Source organism: Tropicimonas sp. TH_r6, from assembly GCF_033101155.1.
Taxonomy (GTDB): Bacteria; Pseudomonadota; Alphaproteobacteria; order Rhodobacterales; family Rhodobacteraceae; genus Tropicimonas.
In genome coordinates, this window is sequence record NZ_JAWMPX010000003.1 from 61,908 (window position 1) to 78,406 (window position 16,499).

The following is a 16,499-nucleotide window of genomic DNA, read 5'->3' on the forward strand; positions in this document are numbered from 1 at the left end:
CGTGAACACTGGCAGAACATCCCGTAAACACGTCGGATTTGCGTCGGGAGAGGGAATGCCATGCTGACGAAGAAACAGCTCGATCTATTGGAGTTCATTCACACGCGGGTGCAGCGCGACGGCGTACCGCCCTCCTTCGACGAGATGAAGGACGCGCTGGACCTGCGCTCGAAATCGGGCATTCACCGGCTGATCACGGCGTTGGAAGAGCGGGGCTTCATTCGGCGCCTGGCCCATCGGGCGCGCGCGATCGAGATCGTGAAGCTGCCGGACTCGATGCAAGGGACTGGCTTCACGCCAAGGGTGATCGAAGGCGATGCGCCGGATGCGCCGCCGCCGGGCGGCGCGATGCCGGTCCAGATCCATGCGCTGGAGCTGCCGGTGATGGGCCGGATCGCGGCCGGTGTACCGATCGAGGCGATTAGCCAGGTGAGCCACTCGGTGGCTGTTCCGGGGCAAATGGTCGGCGACGGCAAGCATTACGCATTGGAGGTCCGGGGCGACTCGATGATCGAGGCCGGGATCAACGACGGCGACATCGTTGTGATCCGCGAGCAGAAGACGGCAGATGACGGCGATATCGTCGTTGCGCTGGTCGTGGACGCGAACGAGGCGACGTTGAAGCGTTTCCGCCGCAAGGGTCGCATGATTGCGCTTGAAGCTGCCAATCCAGCCTACGAACCCCGTATCCTGCCCGATGATCAGGTAAAGGTGCAGGGCCGGCTCGTCGGTTTGATCCGCTCCTACCTGTCCTGACCGCGACACAGGACGAGGGGGCGTCCCGCCGGGTCCGCCGGATCGGAGATCCGACCTCTCCCGTCGGGCGTGGCGCGCGCGTTCCGTGCGCGCGGTCCGGTGGATAGGTCTATACTTCGACGTCAGCGGGTCCAGAGACGGTCCCCGGCAATCTCTGCGCTGGTGACAATCCGTGGCGGCACTGCCTCGTTCCAGATTGCGACGGAACCGGTTCTCCGGAGCGTCAGCAGGTCGAAAGTCTGACAGGCGCTTGGCGGCAATTCCTTGTTGGCGATGATGACATCCGCACGGCAGGTTCCGTCAAAGCTCTCCGCGCCTTTCTTGCCGGTCAGGTGGCGAAGCGTAACTTCGCCGCTCTGCGCAGAACGCTGTCCCTTTGGACCGTCAAAGCCGGGGCGAGCCGCGGCACTTTCCTGATCGGCGCCATCGCCGTCATTCTCCAGCCAATTGTCCGCGGCAAACCCGTCGCCCCGCGGCTTGGAAAGGGCGCGTCCCTCAGGGCCAAGCACGCCCACCAGACCGCCGCTTTGGGCGATGAGGATCGGCGGGCGCTCGGCCTGACTCCAGAGCAACAGGGCCGCGAGCATCAGGGGCGTGCCGAACAGGCGGCCGCGCCCCTGCCAACAGATCAGAAACAGAAAACCGAAGCTGAGGAGCGGCAGGACAAGCGGCCCCGGAGCGACGACATGTGTCACCGCGCCGTCGAGACCGGCGACCGTTTCGGCCACAAGCAGGATCCATTCCAGCCCCCATCGCATCACCCAGAGCGGCAGGAAGGACAGCCCCAGCGGCCAGAGCACCGCCGCCGCAACCGCCGCCGGCATGACCAGTGCGCCCATGAGTGGCACGGAGAGGAGATTGGCAATCAGCCCGTAATCAGCGATCCGGTTGAAATGGGCTGCGCCGAAGGGCGCCGTCGCCGCGCCGGCCACAACGGAGGAGATAACCACAGCGATCACCGGTCCCAGCCACCGCGGCGGACGCGGCAGGCGGTCGCGATTGTCCCGGATCAGGCCAAAGGCGGCGACCAGCCCGGTTGTGGCAGCAAAGGACATCTGGAAGCCGGCGCTGAACAGCGCCTCGGGCGCGCGCAACAGGATGATCGTCGCGGCCACGGCGACCGAGCGCAACGAGATCGCCCTCCGCTCCAGCAGCACCGCACAGAGCATGACCGAGACCATGATGAAGGCCCGTTCCGTCGAGACCGCCCCGCCGGAGAGCGCCAGGTAGCCAGCGCCCACGAGCAGAGCACCGGTAGCCGCGAATTTCTTGATCGGATAGCGAAGGGCAAACCATGGCATGAGCGCCATTGCCCCGCGCAGGAAGGCGAAGACCGACCCCGTCAGGAGTCCCATATGCAGGCCGGAAATTGCAAGCAGATGCGCGAGATTGGAATTGCGCAGCGCTTCAACTGCCTCGCGCGGCATGGCCGAACGGTCACCAGTCAGGATTGCGGCGGCGAAGGCCCCTGCCCGCCCGGGAACCCGGTCCCGGACCCACTGACTAAGCGCGACGCGGACGCGGAAGATGGCCAGTCCCGTCTGGCCCTCCTCGGCCCGTGCGAGCGTCAGAACCGGCGTGCGAGTATACCCCACCGCACCGAGCCCCTGGAACCATGCCATGCGCCGGAAGTCGAAGCCGCCGGGCTCGACCGGTCCGTTGGGGGGCGAGAGATGGCCGGACAGGATCACGGTCAGGCCGGGTTCGGGGCGCGTGTAGCCCTGGTCCCCATGCAGCGAAACACGCACTCGCGCCGGTGTCCGTTCGGGGCGCATGTCCTCAAGCACGACGCGGTCGAGTGTCAGCCGCATCTTGTCGGAACTGGAACGGTCGATATCCACGACCCGCCCCTGGATCGCACCGTAATATCGGAAGCCGAGCACCGGCTCGGCGACCGAATGGGCGCGCGCACCAGCCAACATGGCGCCGCAGAGAACCATGACCATCATCCAGAGAAGTGGTGCCACGGCCTCACCCGCCCGTAGGCCCAGCGCCGCCAGCACCAGCGCGGATGTTCCACAGGCCGCATAGTAAGCCGCGCCAGGCTCAACCGGCAGGGAGAACCAGACACCGATGCCGAGGGCCAGGCTGATGGGCACCCAGGACAGCAGGTGACCGCGCTGCGCCAGAAGCGCTGCGCGAAGCGGCCCCGGCAGGGTCACCTTGCGGCTTGGGACAGCCGCGTCCAGAGGATCGGCATACATCAGGGCGACGCTAGGTTAAACATGGTTAGGAAAGGGTTAATCCAGCCGTGGAAGCCGTCTGGTTTTGTCGTTCGGCGCGGATCCAGCTCAGCGACACCCGAAGAGCGGTTCTTGTGACAGGACTTCTCGTCGGTCCGTCGCGTGCAGCGAAACCCGCCTTTGGCTTCCCTTCCCCCAAGCGCTGCCATATATCCGAGCGAAACGAAGACTTCGGGCGGGGGCGGAGTCGATCCGACCGGGCCGCATGGCCCATCCCGCCAAGCCCAGCATAGATTGAAAGGCAGATCCTCATGGCCGACTCCGGACAGGTTGTCACCCGCATCGCCCCCTCTCCCACTGGCTTCATGCATATCGGGACCGCGCGAACGGCTCTGTTCAACTGGCTCTATGCCCGAGGCCGCGGTGGTAAATTCCTGCTGCGCATCGAGGATACCGACCGCGAGCGCTCCACCCCGGAGGCCACCGACGCCATTCTGGCTGGCATGAAATGGCTCGGACTGGATTGGGATGGCGAAGCCGTCAGCCAGTTCGACCGCGTCGAGCGCCACGCGGATGTGGCCAGGCAATTGCTCGAAAACGGCGGCGCCTATAAGTGCTTCTCGACACAGGAAGAGATCGCGACCTTCCGCGATGCGGCCCGAGCCGAAGGCAAGTCCACCCTCTTCCGCTCACCGTGGCGCGATGCTGACCCGACCAGTTTCCCTGACGCGCCTTATGTCGTGCGGATCAAGGCCCCGCGCGATGGCGAGACGGTGATCGATGACCAGGTCCAGGGCGAGGTCACCTTCCGGAACTCCGAACTCGACGACATGATCCTGCTTCGTTCGGATGGCACACCGACCTATATGCTCGCCGTTGTGGTCGACGATGTCGATATGGGCGTCACCCATGTCATTCGCGGCGACGACCACCTCGCCAATGCTGCCCGCCAGTCGCTGATCTACCGCGCGATGGGCTGGGAGCTGCCGGTCTATGCCCATATCCCCCTGATCCTCGGCCCGGATGGCAAGAAGCTTTCCAAGCGTCACGGCGCGACAGGCGTCGAGGAATACCAGAAGATGGGCTACCCGGCCGCGGGCATGCGCAACTACCTCACGCGGCTTGGCTGGAGCCACGGCGATGACGAGTTTTTCACCGACGCACAGGCGCGCGACTGGTTCGACTTCAATGGAATCAACAAATCCGCTGCCCGGTTCGATTTCAAGAAGCTGGAGAATCTCTGCGGACAGCATATTGCAGCTGCAGAAGATTCTGGATTGTTGGCCGAAATCCTGGCGTTTCTGGACGCCATTGGAGCCGAATCTCTCACCGAAAAAAAGAAAGACGGGCTGTCTCGCGGAATGTATTGCCTCAAGGAGCGCGCTAAGACTTTCGGTGAACTCCTTGAAAAGGCGCACTTCATTCTCGGAGATCGGCCTTTTGAGCCTGACGCAAAATCGACAAAGGCGCTCGATCCGGTATCCCGTGGTATACTGAATGAATTGACGCCGCACCTGCAAAATGCTAGCTGGTCCCGCGACGGGCTGGAGGAAGCTGTCGCCGGGTTCGCTGAGGGCAAAGAGCTCAAGCTCGGCAAGATCGCCCAGCCCTTGCGCGCCGCCCTTGCGGGGCGGACGGTGACACCGAGTGTCTTCGACATGATGCTCGTAATCGGTCGGGAGGAGACACTTGACCGAATTGACGATGCCGCGGGCCAGACGGAGGAGTGATCCACCGGCCCGCGAAGAGAATTCAAAGCCAGCCGGGTCCACTCCCGAGCCGGATGACGACAGAGAGGGGATGCCCAAAATGACTGACAGAAAAGCGACGCTGACGTTCGACGACAAGACGCTCGAACTGCCGATCCATTCGCCCACCCTGGGCCCGGACGTGCTCGACATCCGCAAGCTTTATTCCCAGGGCGACGTGTTCACCCATGATCCGGGCTTCACCTCGACCTCCGCTTGTGAATCCACCATTACCTTCATCGATGGCGACAAGGGCGAGCTGCTGCATCGCGGCTATCCGATCGACCAACTGGCCGGTGACAGCCACTATCTCGAAGTCTGCTACCTGCTGCTTTACGGGGAATTGCCGACCCGTGCACAGATGGAGGATTTCGAAGGCCGCGTGACGCGTCACACGATGTTGCACGACCAGATGACCTTCTTCTATCGCGGTTTCCGTCGCGACGCCCACCCGATGGCGATCATCGTCGGCGTGCTCGGCGCCATGTCGGCCTTCTATCACGACTCCACCGACATCACCGATCCCTGGCAGCGCGAGGTCGCCTCGATCCGCCTGATCGCCAAGATGCCGACGCTCGTGGCCTGGGCCTACAAATACTCGATCGGTCAGCCCTTCGTGTATCCGAAGAACGAGCTCGACTACGCCTCGAACTTCCTCAACATGTGCTTCTCGGTCCCGGCTGAGCCCTATGAGGTCGATCCGATCCTGTCCCGTGCCATGGACCGCATCTTCACGCTGCATGCGGATCACGAGCAGAACGCCTCGACCTCGACGGTGCGCCTCGCCTCCTCTTCGGGTGCCAACCCGTTCGCCTGTATCGCGGCGGGCGCGGCCTGTCTCTGGGGCCCGGCTCACGGTGGCGCCAACCAGGCCTGCCTCGAGATGCTGCGGGAAATCGGGTCCGTCGACCGGATCCCCGAATTCATCGCCCGTGCCAAGGACAAGAACGACCCGTTCCGCCTGATGGGTTTCGGCCACCGGGTCTACAAGAACTTCGACCCGCGCGCGACAGTGATGAAGCAGTCCGCCGACGAAGTTCTGGAGCTGCTCGGCGTCGAGAACAACCCGACGCTGCAGGTCGCCAAGGAACTGGAGAAGCAGGCCATCGCCGATCCGTATTTCGCCGACAAGAAGCTCTTCCCGAATGTCGACTTCTACTCGGGCATCATCCTCGAAGCGATGGGCTTCCCGACCTCGATGTTCACACCGATCTTCGCGCTCTCGCGCACCGTCGGCTGGATCTCCCAATGGCACGAGCAGCTGTCCGACCCGGAGCACAAGATCGGTCGCCCGCGCCAGCTCTATACCGGCGCCGCCTATCGCGACTACGTGCCGGTGGACGAACGCGGATAAACGCCGCAAGCACGAAACAGCAAAAGGCCGGGGATGTCCCCGGCCTTTTTTTCCTGCGGTCGCTACCTGTCAGCCCTGTTGCTCAAAGATCTCCTTGAGCGCTGTGTCGAGGTGATCGGCTGCCTCCTGGTTCCTCTCCAACGAGTGGATGAAACGCCGCCCCAGCAACAATTTGCGCACACCCCGCATACTCTTTTGCGCCAGACGCCAGAGCGCGGCCATTGCGCGTCCGAAACACATGCTTTCTTCTGACCACGCCACGGTGTTTACCTCACCAGCACGAGAAGCAGCGTCGAGAGCAGAAGCGCCCCGGCCACCGGGACAAGAAACGCGCCACGACGATAGCCAAATGAGGTCTCTAGAACCTCGAAATGCAGGACAGCACCGGTCATCATCAGCCCCATGACGAGCAATAGAACCTCGTTCTCACTCATCCAGGCTGGCCTCCCGAGTTGCGCCGAAAGCCACCACCACCCCATGACCAAGGCCGACCCTGCCCAGGAGAATGCCATTCCCAGGGACAGCGGCGACATCCGCATTCCCCAGAGCCAGAGGAAGATCGCCGAAATCATCAGCGCCATGATCGTCAACGCGCCGTAAAGGATTTCCGATGTGTCGAGATAACCTTGCAGCAGGAAAGATGTGTGCGTCCCGGCAAGGGTAATGACAAAGATAGAAAGGGCCTGTTTCACGTCCCTGGTCTCCTCTCAACTCACGCGGTCGCGCGGCAGACGTTCGCGGATCAGCGTGGTGATCTCCACGATGATCTCGGTGTTGCGGTTCAGGATGGTCCGGGTCGCATCGTCCTTCTGATGGTCGCGGAACAGCAGGTAGAAGACCAGGAGCACCCATGGCCCATGTTCGGTGATCAGCGCGATCCAGAAACTGTCAGCGACCGGCATTCTTCCACTCCGCAAGGGCTGCGTTCTCCTGAACCTCGCCCTCGACAACATCTGGCGCCGCGATCTGCGTCGCCTCCCCGCTCGAACCGGCCTGCAGTGCCTGGAGCGCAGCGATGCCCTCGGTCACCTGCCCGGCACGGGCCAGCGTCGAGGCGATAGAGCGTTGAAATGCCTGCCCCTTCGCCTGATGACGCGCCCCAAAATAGAATCCGACGATTGCCCCCAACAGCCACCAGAGTGGCTCCGGCACCAGCGCGATGCCCTGCATCCGGGAGGCAAACCAGATCGGATCCACCATGGCCGACACGAAGAGCCCCAGCGTCCCGAGCGCCATTGCGGGGCGCGGAATCCGATTGAGCCCGTCTATCAATGCATCGAAGGTCGATTGCCGCTCCAGCGCGAATTCGGCGGCGAACTGGGCCAGTGCGGCCTGGGACAGCGCCGCCTCGCGCGCCGCCCCGTTCTCGCTGTTCTCGCGAAACACTTCGACCGTCTGGGCGACAACGTTCCGGCCGTTGCCGAACACGGTCGTCAGGATGTTTTCGATCACCCCCATGCCGCGATCCTCGACTGGTGCTGCGCCGGGGACAGATGGAAACGCGGAGAGATGAACTCCTCGGCCCGCTTGATCCAGCCGCCTTTGCCGCCATCGCGACGGCGGGCATATTTCCGGCTCTTCGGACGACGATCGGCTAGCGCGTAGTAATAGCTCCGACGTTCGATGCCGTAGGCATCAGCCAGGTGGTCCGGCGCTTTCTGCGCTGCCCGCCCGGCTGCCGCAATGGTTTGCGGACCGATGGCACCATCGACCGAAACCTCCTCTCCCATCTGCACCAGAAGCCGCTGCAGGATCTTCACCGCGTTGGAACCTGCGTTGACATACATGTCGAAAACGCTCGAATGCAGGCAGTCGGGAAGCTCCGCGATGCGCGGGCGTTGAAAGTAATGCTCGATAAAGATCTTCTCGGCCGTCTTGCGATCCAGTTTGCGGACGTCATTGACGGTCACGCGCCCGTCCCCGTCGAGATCGAGCCCAAGCCTGCGCATGGTCCCGATGGTCACGCCATATTTCGTGGCGCCTCCCGGATCGTCCGGATCATTTACATATCCGCCCTCGCGGGCGACGATTTCATGTGCGATTGCCTCAATGTCTTTCATGGAGCCTGTTCCCCGGCGAAAATTGATGCCTTCGAAGCTCCTCCAAAGAGTTTAAGAAGAGTAAACCATAGCGCGCGCCGAACGCCGCGCAGGGCCGCGCGCATGAGGCTCGCAGGACCCGCACAAACAAAAAAACGCCGCACGTCCAAAGGGATGCGCGGCGTATTTGTCAGAAAACCGGGGCAGTATCAGCTGCCGCTATCCTCTTCCATATGCTGATAGACGCCCTGCTCCTTGAGCGCGTCCACAACCTCTTTCGGCATGTAGGTCTCGTCGTGCCGTGCCAGAATCTCGGTCGCCACGAACACCCCTTCGACCAGATTCCCGGTGCCGATCATGCCCTGCCCCTCGTCAAAGAGATCCGGCAACACGCCGGTGAAGGAAACCGGCACGGAGGCGCCGCCATCGGTCACGGAGAAGGTGATCGTCTCGCCCTCTCCACGCACCAGCGTGCCCTCCTCCACCAGACCGCCGATCCGGAAGGTCTCTCTCGCCTCAGGCGGTGCGGCGGCCACATCCGTCGGCGCGCGGAAATAGTTGATCCCGTCGCGCATCGCATAGCCGATCAGCGCCGTGCTGGCCGCCAGCGCCACAAAGGCCACCAGGATGATCTGCACCCGCCGGCGCTTCTTCAGCCCCTTCATTCCCGTCATCGTCGCTCTCCCCTGCGTCGAATGGCTTCACTCATCACGGATAGACAGGCGACAGCACAAGCCCTGCCGTCTCTTCATATCCAAGCATCAGGTTCGCATTCTGCACTGCCTGCCCGGCCGAACCCTTGGCCAGGTTGTCCAGAACCGTATAGATCGTCGCCCGACCGGATTTCCGCTCGGCCACGACCCCAATATGCACGAAATTCGTCGCCCGCACATGTTTCACCGCCGGCACCTCGCCGAAAGGCAGGACATGGGCAAAGGGCTCATCCGCATAGGCCGCGGACAGCACAGCGTGGATCTCTTCCGCTTTCCCGCGAACGTAACAAGCCGCCAGGATTCCCCGGCTCGCCGGCACCAGCGTCGGCGTGAACTGGACCTCGACCTTGCGGCCCGCAGCCTTGGAAAACTCTTGGTCAAACTCGCCCAGATGCCGGTGCTTGCCGCCCATGGCATAAGCATACCAGTTCTCGCCCAGTTCGGCCTGCAGCAGGTTCTCCTTGAGCGAGCGCCCCGCGCCCGAGACACCGACCTTCATGTCGATGATGATCTCGTCGAGATCGACCGCGCCGGCCTTGATCGGCGGGATCAGTGAAAACAGCCCCGTTGCCGCATTACATCCCGTTCCGGCAACCAACCGGGCGCTCCGGATCTCGTCACGGTAGAACTCGGTCAGCCCGTAAACTGCTGTCTTCTGCAACTCCGGCGCCGAATGCGGCTTTCCGTACCATTTTTCATAGTCCGCGAGGTCGCGCAGCCTGAAGTCAGCGCTCAGGTCCACCACTTTAACTGCTTCAGGGAGCGTGGAAATAACCGCCTGGCTCGTCGCGTGCGGAAGGGCGCAGAAACACAGATCTATGTTGGAAAAGTCCAACTCTTCTATCCGCTGCAACACCGGAAGGTCCAGATGCCGCAGATGCGGATAGACCGCTGCCATCTCCATCCCCGCCTTTCGGTCGGCCGAAAGCGCAGCGATGCGCAGCCCCGGATGGGTAGCAATCAGACGGATAAGTTCGGCGCCGGTATAGCCGGACGCCCCGAGAATGGCGACGTTATGAGTCATGACGGGACCTGCTTATGAAGTGGTCGGTTTCTTAAGAAGAATCGGGGCGGACCGCAATCACGCGGCTTCGAACTCGATCTTTCGTCGCAGGAACTGCGTCGCGCGATTGGACACCGTGGCCGGATCGCCCGTGGTCAGGAACATGGATTTCTGCCCCGGTCCGGCCATCACCGGATGCCGTTCGAGATAGTCCGCCAGCGAGTCAGCCACGAGATTGGCCTGCGAGAAAACCTTCACATCCGGCCCAAGCGCCTTCGAGAAGATCTCTTCCATCAACGGGTAGTGCGTACAACCCAGCACCGCCGCCTCAGGATTCGGCATCTTTCGCTTGAGCGCATCAACATGGCTCCGCACGAGCGCCTCGGCCAGGATCAGGTCTCCGTCCTCGATCGCATCGACAACGCCGCCACAGGCCTGCGCCTCGACATCGACCCCGATGGCTCGGAAGGCCAGCTCGCGCTGGAAGGCCCGGCTCGACACGGTCGCCGGCGTCGCGAACAGCGCCACATGCTGCACGGCCACCTCGCGCGGCGGCGAATTGTCCCCCCACTGACGCTCGGTCAAAGCCTCTATCAGCGGCACGAACACGCCCAGCACGCGCTTCTCCGGCGGAATCCAGCTCTCCTGCATCCGCCGCAGCGCCGCTGCCGAGGCGGTGTTGCAGGCCAGGATGATGAGATCGCACCCTTCCGCCCACATCCGCTCCACGGCGGAGGTGGTCAGCTCATAAACATCCTGCGCGTCCCGCACCCCGTAAGGCGCATGTGCGTTGTCTCCGAAATAGACGAAGGGCATCTCAGGAAGACGCTTGCTCACCGCATCCAGAACGGTCAGACCACCCAACCCACTGTCAAAAATACCTACAGCCATCAGTAAACCCGCGCTCCCTTGTCGACCTTGTCATCCCGATGCTTTTCTTCGAACTCGAAACCGTAATCCAGCGATTTCAACGGTCTCGGCGAGAGTGAATAGGTTTCGGACCGCAGGAAATCCATCATTGCCTTGGGGTCGCCAACATGTTCCTCAAGCCGTTCCTGCGCGATCGGCTCGCCAATCACCACCCGCACCGGGTCGTCGATCCGCTTGCGGAACTCCTTGATCAGCAATGCCAGCCGCAGCGTCGAGTGCAAGTGACTGGCGAACTGGAACAACCGGCTGTTATGCCCTTCGAAGAAAATCGGAATCACTGTCGCGTTCGATTTGGCCACCATCTTCGCGGTGAAACTCCGCCAACCCGGATCCATTGGCCTCGTATAGAGCTTGGCCGAAGTCGACACCGTTCCACCCGGAAAAACGCCAATAGCTCCGCCAGCATCGAGATACCGCAGCGCTTCGCGGCGCGTGGCCAGGTTTTCGCGCACGGCTTCCTTCGTGTCGTCAAAGGAGATCGGCAGGATCACCTTGTTGAGATCCTCGGCCCTCTGAAACACGTTATTGGCCAGGATCCGGAACTCTCCACGCACGATGGAGAGGATATAGCCCATCATCAGCCCATCCAGAATGCCATAGGGATGGTTGGAGATCACGACCAGCGGCCCGTCTTTCGGAATATTGTCCAGCGCCCCGCCGATCACGTCGAGGCTCAGCCCATAGCGCGAGACCATAACGCCCCAGAAATCCTTGCCCTGCGCGACCTCGTGCTCGTACCCCTCGGCACGCCGGATCAGCCCGATCCGTCCGGTTGCATTCTCCAGCACCCGCACAACGGCACGTCCGCCACGGGAGCGGACGGAATTCGCATAAGTGATGTCGCGCGCGACGTGCCTGTCGGGCATCTGGGCTTTCTCCCGTATTGACCTGCGGCTTACCCCGGATCGGGGAGGTATGTCACCATATATGAGGGCAATGCGACGATTGGGAGGGCCGCCAGGGGACGGTTTTGGCCGGTTCCGGACCTGCGCCGAATCGCCCACGTGCCGCATGGCGCGCGGGCACATATAGATTTTTCTTGCAACGGGGATATGATCTCGGTGCAGAGCATGCCAAAAGGCGCTTCAAGTCTAAGGGCGCCAACAACAAACCGGGTAGTAGAGATGGACTGGGACAAGCTGAGAATATTCCACGCCGTGGCATCCGCCGGCAGTCTGACCCATGCAGGAGATTCGCTCCACCTGTCCCAATCGGCCGTCTCACGCCAGATCCGCGCCCTCGAGGAGAGCCTGAACACCACGCTCTTCCACCGCCACGCCCGTGGCCTGATCCTGACCGAGCAGGGCGAGTTGCTCTATGACGCCACCTCCGGCATGAGCAAAAGGCTCGAAGCCGCCTCGGCTCGCATCCGCGACTCGGAGGAGGAAGTCTTCGGCGAACTCCGCGTGACCACCGCCCATGGTTTCGGCTGCCTCTGGCTCGCGCCACGCCTTGAAAAGCTCTATGGTCGCTATCCGGACCTCAATATCGATCTGATGCTCGAAGAGCGCGTGCTCGACCTGCCCATGCGCGAAGCCGATGTCGCCATCCGCATGAAGGAACCTTCTCAGGCAGACCTGATCCGAAAGCGGCTGATGACGGTCCGCATGCGCCTCTACGCGACCGAGACCTATGTCGCGCAGCACGGCCTGCCGGCCACACCGGACGACATGAAGACCCACCGCCTGATCTGCCAGGGCACGTCCTCGACCCAGGTCGCTGCCGGCGCGGCGATGGTGCAATGGATGCTCGGCCACGGCGTGACCTCGCGTCTCAACGTGAACAACTACTTCGGCGTGCTGCAATGCGTGCAGAACCATCTCGGCGTCGGCGTCTTGCCCGACTACATCGTCGAGACAGATCCGAATCTGGTCCGCGTCCTGCCGGAGGTCGAAAGCGCCGAAGTGCCGGTTTTCCTCGCCTATCCGGAAGAGCTGCGTCAATCCAAACGTATCGCGGCCTTCCGCGACTTCGTGGTTGAGGAAATCCAGCTCGCGCGGCGCCGCGGCGACAGTGACGAGGGCTAACCCCCGATTTTCGTTGCTCATGCAACACAGACATGACTGCTATTCGGCAGCGCGGCAATTTTGGCCTTGAAAGCGCGGCCCCCGCTTTCTAAATCGAATGTATCGACGGACGGTTTCGTTCGTCTTTACCTCCCTGTTGGACTTGGGCCGAGACTTGATCTCGGCCTTTTTTTTGCGCTGACAGTCGCCAGTCCCGTGCGTCCGTCCTAAACCGACGAGGGGCAGGAAGCGCCGTCCAATCTCACGGAATCATGGTCGCAAGCCGCCCTGCCAGAAGCGACAGGCTGACGTGTGACATACTCAGGCCGACCCTCCCGAAAGGTGGAACCGGCAGGAGGACCGCGCCGCCTCCCCGGTAAAGCAGCATTTGGAATCCGTGGGGCTTGCGCTAAGGTGACGGTAATTTCATCGGAGGATTCCAATGCTTACCCGTAAACTCCTTCTTTCCACCTTGCTCGCCATTGGCCTCGCCGCACCATCTTTCGCAGCCTCCTGCGGCAACAATTCCAGCGGCTTCGAGGCCTGGAAACAGGAATTCGCCAAGGAGGCAGCGCGCGCAGGCGTTTCCAAGCGCGGTCTCTCTGCACTCTCGCAGACCTCCTATTCCAAGGGCACGATCAGCGCCGACCGCAACCAGAAGAGCTTCAAATACAGCTTCGAGAAGTTTTGCCAGGTACGCGGTTGCAACACCATCGTGGCCCAGGGCAAGAAGAAAAAAGCCAAGAACGCGGGCTTCTACGCCTCGCTCGAGAAGACCTATGGCGTCCCCGCCGGCGTGCTGATTGCGATTCACGGAATGGAAACCGGGTTCGGCCGTTTCATGGGCGATTCCAACGTTCTCAACGCCACCGCGACGCTCACCTATGACTGCCGTCGTCCGGACTTCTTTCGTCCGCACCTGATCGGCGCATTGGCGATGATCGACCGGGGCATGATGTCGCCCAACGCCATCGGCGCCAAGCATGGTGAGCTCGGCCATACCCAGTTCCTGCCCGGCAATGCCTATCAATACGGCCGTGACGGCAATGGCGACGGCAAGGTCGACCTCAACAACATGGCCGACGCGCTGGCATCCACCGCGAATTACCTGCGCAGCAAGGGGTGGAAGCCCGGCCAGAGCTACCAGCCGGGCAGCCATAACTACAACGTTCTCAAGCAATGGAACGCGGCCACGGTCTACCAGCAATCTCTCGCCGTGATGGGCGCACAGATCGACAGCTGACCGCCCCATTTTCCCTGTCCGGAAGCATCACGGAGGGTCGTCGAGGGGGCATCGCCCCTTCCCCGACCCGCTTCCCTTAGCCCCCTTTCCCTTTTCGTCCGCAACGCCTAAAACGCAGCCGACAAGAGGGAATGAGCATGCACGATCCAGCCATCACGCCGGAAATCATCGAGGCCCATGGCCTGAAGCCCGAGGAATATGCAGAGATCCTGCGGATCCTGAACCGCGATCCGAATTTCACCGAACTCGGCATCTTCTCGGCAATGTGGAACGAGCACTGCTCCTACAAATCTTCCAAGAAATGGCTGCGCACCCTGCCCACGGAAGGCCCACAAGTCATTTGTGGTCCCGGTGAGAATGCCGGCATTGTCGATATCGGCGACGGGCAGGCTATCATCTTCAAGATGGAGAGCCACAACCACCCCTCCTATATCGAACCTTATCAAGGCGCGGCCACCGGCGTTGGCGGCATCCTGCGCGATGTTTTCACCATGGGCGCCCGCCCCATCGCGGCGATGAACTCCCTCTCCTTCGGCATGCCGGACCACCCGAAGACGAAATCCGTCGTCTCCGGCGTCGTCGCGGGCGTCGGCGGCTATGGCAACTGCTTCGGTGTGCCGACCATCGGCGGCGAGGTTCGCTTCCACGCCGCCTATAACGGCAACTGCCTGGTCAACGCCTTTGCTGCCGGTCTCGCCCAGACCGACTCGATCTTCTATTCGGCCGCCTCCGGCGTCGGCATGCCCGTCGTCTATCTCGGTGCCAAGACCGGCCGTGATGGCGTCGGCGGCGCCACCATGGCCTCGGCCGAGTTCGACGAGACCATCGAGGAGAAGCGCCCCACCGTGCAGGTCGGCGACCCTTTCACCGAAAAGCGCCTGATGGAAGCCACGCTGGAGCTGATGCAGACCGGCGCCGTGATCTCGATCCAGGACATGGGCGCGGCAGGCCTCACCTGTTCCGCTGTCGAGATGGGCGACAAGGGCAAGCTCGGCATCAAGCTCGATCTCGACCGCGTGCCGCAGCGCGAAGAAAACATGACTCCCTACGAGATGATGCTCTCGGAGAGCCAGGAGCGCATGCTCATGGTCCTGCGCCCCGAGAAGGAAGACGCTGCCAAGGCCGTCTTCGAGAAGTGGGAACTCGACTTCGCAATCGTCGGCGAGACCATTCCCGAAGACCGCTTCCTCATCGAACACAAGGGGAAGCTTGTCGCCGACCTTCCGCTGGCAACACTGGCAGGGTCCTCGCCGGAATACGACCGTCCCTGGGTCGAGACGCCGCCTGCGGCCGACATGGACGCCGTGCCGGAAATCGACGCCATCGACGCGCTTAAAGCCCTGATCGGCTCGCCCAACTACGCCTGCAAGTCCTGGGTCTACGAACAATATGACCAATCGGTCATGGGCGACACGGTGCGCAACCCTGGCGCCGGCGCCGGCATCACCCGCATCCACGGCACCAACAAGGCCGTCGCCTTCACCTCCGACGTGACCCCGCGCTATGTCCGCGCGAACCCCGAAGAGGGCGGCAAACAGGCCGTGGCCGAAGCCTATCGCAACCTGACCGCCGTTGGCGCCAAGCCTCTGGCCACAACGGACAACATGAATTTCGGCAATCCCGAGAAGCCGGAAATCATGGGCCAGTTCGTCGGCGCTATCAAGGGCATCGGCGCCGCCTGCGCGGCACTCGACATGCCCATCGTCTCAGGCAATGTCTCGCTCTATAACGAGACCGATGGCGAGCCGATCCTGCCGACGCCGACCATCGGCGCCATCGGCCTGATCGACGACCTCTCCCACATGATCGGCCGCGAGGCCCGCGACGGCCATGTCCTGCTGCTTCTGGGCGAAACCGAAGGCCATCTCGGTCAATCCGCCCTCCTCTACGAGGTCTTCAACCGAGAAGATGGCGATGCACCTGCGGTCGATCTCGCCGCCGAGCAACGTAACGGTGATTTCATCCGCGAGAATCGCGACTGGATCGACGGCTGCACGGACCTCTCCGATGGCGGCCTCGCCCTCGCCGCCTTCGAGATGGCCGAAAGTGCCGGCGTCGGCATCATTCTCGACGCAGCCGACACGCCCACTCTCTTCGGCGAAGACCAGGGCCGCTACCTGATCGCCTGCTCTTTCGACAAGGCCGAAGCCCTCATGGTCGCGGCCGGACAAGCCGGTGTGCCGCTTCAGACCGTTGGCCGCTTCACTGGCGACACGGTCCGAATGGGCGGCTCCGAGGCCCCGCTCGAGGACCTCTCCGCGCTCTATCACGGCGCTTTCGAAGCAGCGATCGGCTGATCCGACCCAGAAACGGGTGTGGATGTTCGACAATCCGCGCCCGCTGAGGTTTTGCCATTCGGCACTGTAACTGGCGCATTGCCACGGTCAGTGCGGCCTATGCACAGTGACGGCGCCCCTGCCCCGGCCAGCCCCAGCAGCGGGAACCGCGCTCCCATCGTTGCCGTTCCGCGCGTCCACGCGCTATAGCGGGGGAAACACTGCGAGGACCGGCGGATTCGGTCACG

At 62.6% G+C, this 16,499-nt stretch carries 16 protein-coding genes; 6 read left to right on the forward strand and 10 right to left on the reverse strand.

The features are described 5' to 3' along the window. The first annotated feature begins 60 nt into the window (after positions 1-60). The gene (gene lexA / locus R3X27_RS04310) at positions 61-756 is read left to right on the forward strand and encodes a transcriptional repressor LexA (protein WP_317707599.1); all 696 of its coding nucleotides are present in this window, start codon (positions 61-63) and stop codon (positions 754-756) included. Between the two features lie 122 nt (positions 757-878). Here lexA and R3X27_RS04315 read toward each other — a convergent pair whose 3' ends face one another. Continuing rightward, complete coding sequence (locus tag R3X27_RS04315; protein WP_317707600.1) at positions 879-2,960, reverse strand: ComEC/Rec2 family competence protein; 2,082 nt, start codon at positions 2,958-2,960, stop codon at positions 879-881. Positions 2,961-3,250: 290 nt separating this feature from the next. Between R3X27_RS04315 and gltX the strand changes: the two genes are divergently transcribed. Next, complete coding sequence (gltX, locus tag R3X27_RS04320; RefSeq protein WP_317707601.1) at positions 3,251-4,669, forward strand: glutamate--tRNA ligase; 1,419 nt, start codon at positions 3,251-3,253, stop codon at positions 4,667-4,669. Positions 4,670-4,748: 79 nt separating this feature from the next. Further along, positions 4,749-6,041 (forward strand): citrate synthase, encoded by a 1,293-nt coding sequence (gene gltA / locus R3X27_RS04325; RefSeq protein ID WP_411572459.1) that lies wholly within the window; start codon positions 4,749-4,751, stop codon positions 6,039-6,041. A gap of 69 nt (positions 6,042-6,110) precedes the next feature. On the opposite strand, the gene R3X27_RS04330 is transcribed toward gltA, so the two are convergent. The 9 genes from R3X27_RS04330 to R3X27_RS04370 form a co-directional block, all read right to left on the reverse strand. Then, positions 6,111-6,281, reverse strand: a complete 171-nt coding sequence (locus tag R3X27_RS04330) for a hypothetical protein (protein ID WP_317707603.1) — start codon at positions 6,279-6,281, stop codon at positions 6,111-6,113. A gap of 26 nt (positions 6,282-6,307) precedes the next feature. After that, positions 6,308-6,733, reverse strand: coding sequence for a hypothetical protein (locus R3X27_RS04335; protein WP_317707604.1), 426 nt, complete (start codon positions 6,731-6,733; stop codon positions 6,308-6,310). Positions 6,734-6,748: 15 nt separating this feature from the next. Next, a complete protein-coding gene (locus R3X27_RS04340) occupies positions 6,749-6,943 on the reverse strand; it encodes a hypothetical protein (protein WP_317707605.1) in 195 nt (64 codons plus the stop codon). Next, positions 6,930-7,499, reverse strand: a complete 570-nt coding sequence (locus R3X27_RS04345; RefSeq protein WP_317707606.1) for a holin family protein — start codon at positions 7,497-7,499, stop codon at positions 6,930-6,932. The genes R3X27_RS04340 and R3X27_RS04345 overlap by 14 nt, the downstream gene beginning before the upstream one ends. After that, entirely contained in the window at positions 7,490-8,101 is a 612-nt protein-coding gene (locus tag R3X27_RS04350; protein WP_317707607.1) for a holin-associated N-acetylmuramidase, read from the reverse strand. The genes R3X27_RS04345 and R3X27_RS04350 overlap by 10 nt, the downstream gene beginning before the upstream one ends. A gap of 188 nt (positions 8,102-8,289) precedes the next feature. Beyond that, entirely contained in the window at positions 8,290-8,745 is a 456-nt protein-coding gene (gene ccmE, locus R3X27_RS04355) for a cytochrome c maturation protein CcmE (RefSeq protein WP_317707825.1), read from the reverse strand. 43 nt (positions 8,746-8,788) lie between these two features. Next, the gene (gene argC, locus R3X27_RS04360) at positions 8,789-9,817 is read right to left on the reverse strand and encodes an N-acetyl-gamma-glutamyl-phosphate reductase (protein ID WP_317707608.1); all 1,029 of its coding nucleotides are present in this window, start codon (positions 9,815-9,817) and stop codon (positions 8,789-8,791) included. A gap of 57 nt (positions 9,818-9,874) precedes the next feature. Then, positions 9,875-10,687, reverse strand: coding sequence for a glutamate racemase (gene murI, locus R3X27_RS04365; protein WP_317707609.1), 813 nt, complete (start codon positions 10,685-10,687; stop codon positions 9,875-9,877). Next, entirely contained in the window at positions 10,687-11,592 is a 906-nt protein-coding gene (locus tag R3X27_RS04370; RefSeq protein ID WP_317707610.1) for a lysophospholipid acyltransferase family protein, read from the reverse strand. The genes murI and R3X27_RS04370 overlap by 1 nt, the downstream gene beginning before the upstream one ends. A 258-nt stretch (positions 11,593-11,850) precedes the next feature. On the opposite strand from R3X27_RS04370, the gene R3X27_RS04375 reads away from it, so the two are divergent. The 3 genes from R3X27_RS04375 to purL all read left to right on the forward strand — a co-directional run bounded on the left by R3X27_RS04375 (position 11,851) and on the right by purL (position 16,272). Then, complete coding sequence (locus tag R3X27_RS04375) at positions 11,851-12,753, forward strand: LysR family transcriptional regulator (protein WP_317707611.1); 903 nt, start codon at positions 11,851-11,853, stop codon at positions 12,751-12,753. Positions 12,754-13,174: 421 nt separating this feature from the next. Then, complete coding sequence (locus R3X27_RS04380; RefSeq protein ID WP_317707612.1) at positions 13,175-13,975, forward strand: lytic murein transglycosylase; 801 nt, start codon at positions 13,175-13,177, stop codon at positions 13,973-13,975. Positions 13,976-14,112: 137 nt separating this feature from the next. After that, on the forward strand, positions 14,113-16,272 hold the full coding sequence (gene purL, locus R3X27_RS04385; protein ID WP_317707613.1) for a phosphoribosylformylglycinamidine synthase subunit PurL: 2,160 nt from the start codon (positions 14,113-14,115) through the stop codon (positions 16,270-16,272). Positions 16,273-16,499: the final 227 nt, after the last annotated feature.

What these genes read in the sequence shown, in the direction of transcription:
- R3X27_RS04330 (WP_317707603.1), bottom strand. Translation starts at nt 6,281, where the DNA reads ATGTGTTTCGGACGCGCAATGGCCGCGCTCTGGCGTCTGGCGCAAAAG.
- R3X27_RS04375 (WP_317707611.1), top strand. Translation starts at nt 11,851, where the DNA reads ATGGACTGGGACAAGCTGAGAATATTCCACGCCGTGGCATCCGCCGGC.
- R3X27_RS04370 (WP_317707610.1), bottom strand. Translation starts at nt 11,592, where the DNA reads ATGCCCGACAGGCACGTCGCGCGCGACATCACTTATGCGAATTCCGTC.
- R3X27_RS04315 (WP_317707600.1), bottom strand. Translation starts at nt 2,960, where the DNA reads ATGTATGCCGATCCTCTGGACGCGGCTGTCCCAAGCCGCAAGGTGACC.
- R3X27_RS04345 (WP_317707606.1), bottom strand. Translation starts at nt 7,499, where the DNA reads ATGGGGGTGATCGAAAACATCCTGACGACCGTGTTCGGCAACGGCCGG.
- R3X27_RS04340 (WP_317707605.1), bottom strand. Translation starts at nt 6,943, where the DNA reads ATGCCGGTCGCTGACAGTTTCTGGATCGCGCTGATCACCGAACATGGG.
- murI (WP_317707609.1), bottom strand. Translation starts at nt 10,687, where the DNA reads ATGGCTGTAGGTATTTTTGACAGTGGGTTGGGTGGTCTGACCGTTCTG.
- purL (WP_317707613.1), top strand. Translation starts at nt 14,113, where the DNA reads ATGCACGATCCAGCCATCACGCCGGAAATCATCGAGGCCCATGGCCTG.
- lexA (WP_317707599.1), top strand. Translation starts at nt 61, where the DNA reads ATGCTGACGAAGAAACAGCTCGATCTATTGGAGTTCATTCACACGCGG.
- R3X27_RS04350 (WP_317707607.1), bottom strand. Translation starts at nt 8,101, where the DNA reads ATGAAAGACATTGAGGCAATCGCACATGAAATCGTCGCCCGCGAGGGC.
- argC (WP_317707608.1), bottom strand. Translation starts at nt 9,817, where the DNA reads ATGACTCATAACGTCGCCATTCTCGGGGCGTCCGGCTATACCGGCGCC.
- ccmE (WP_317707825.1), bottom strand. Translation starts at nt 8,745, where the DNA reads ATGAAGGGGCTGAAGAAGCGCCGGCGGGTGCAGATCATCCTGGTGGCC.
- gltX (WP_317707601.1), top strand. Translation starts at nt 3,251, where the DNA reads ATGGCCGACTCCGGACAGGTTGTCACCCGCATCGCCCCCTCTCCCACT.
- R3X27_RS04380 (WP_317707612.1), top strand. Translation starts at nt 13,175, where the DNA reads ATGCTTACCCGTAAACTCCTTCTTTCCACCTTGCTCGCCATTGGCCTC.
- gltA (WP_411572459.1), top strand. Translation starts at nt 4,749, where the DNA reads ATGACTGACAGAAAAGCGACGCTGACGTTCGACGACAAGACGCTCGAA.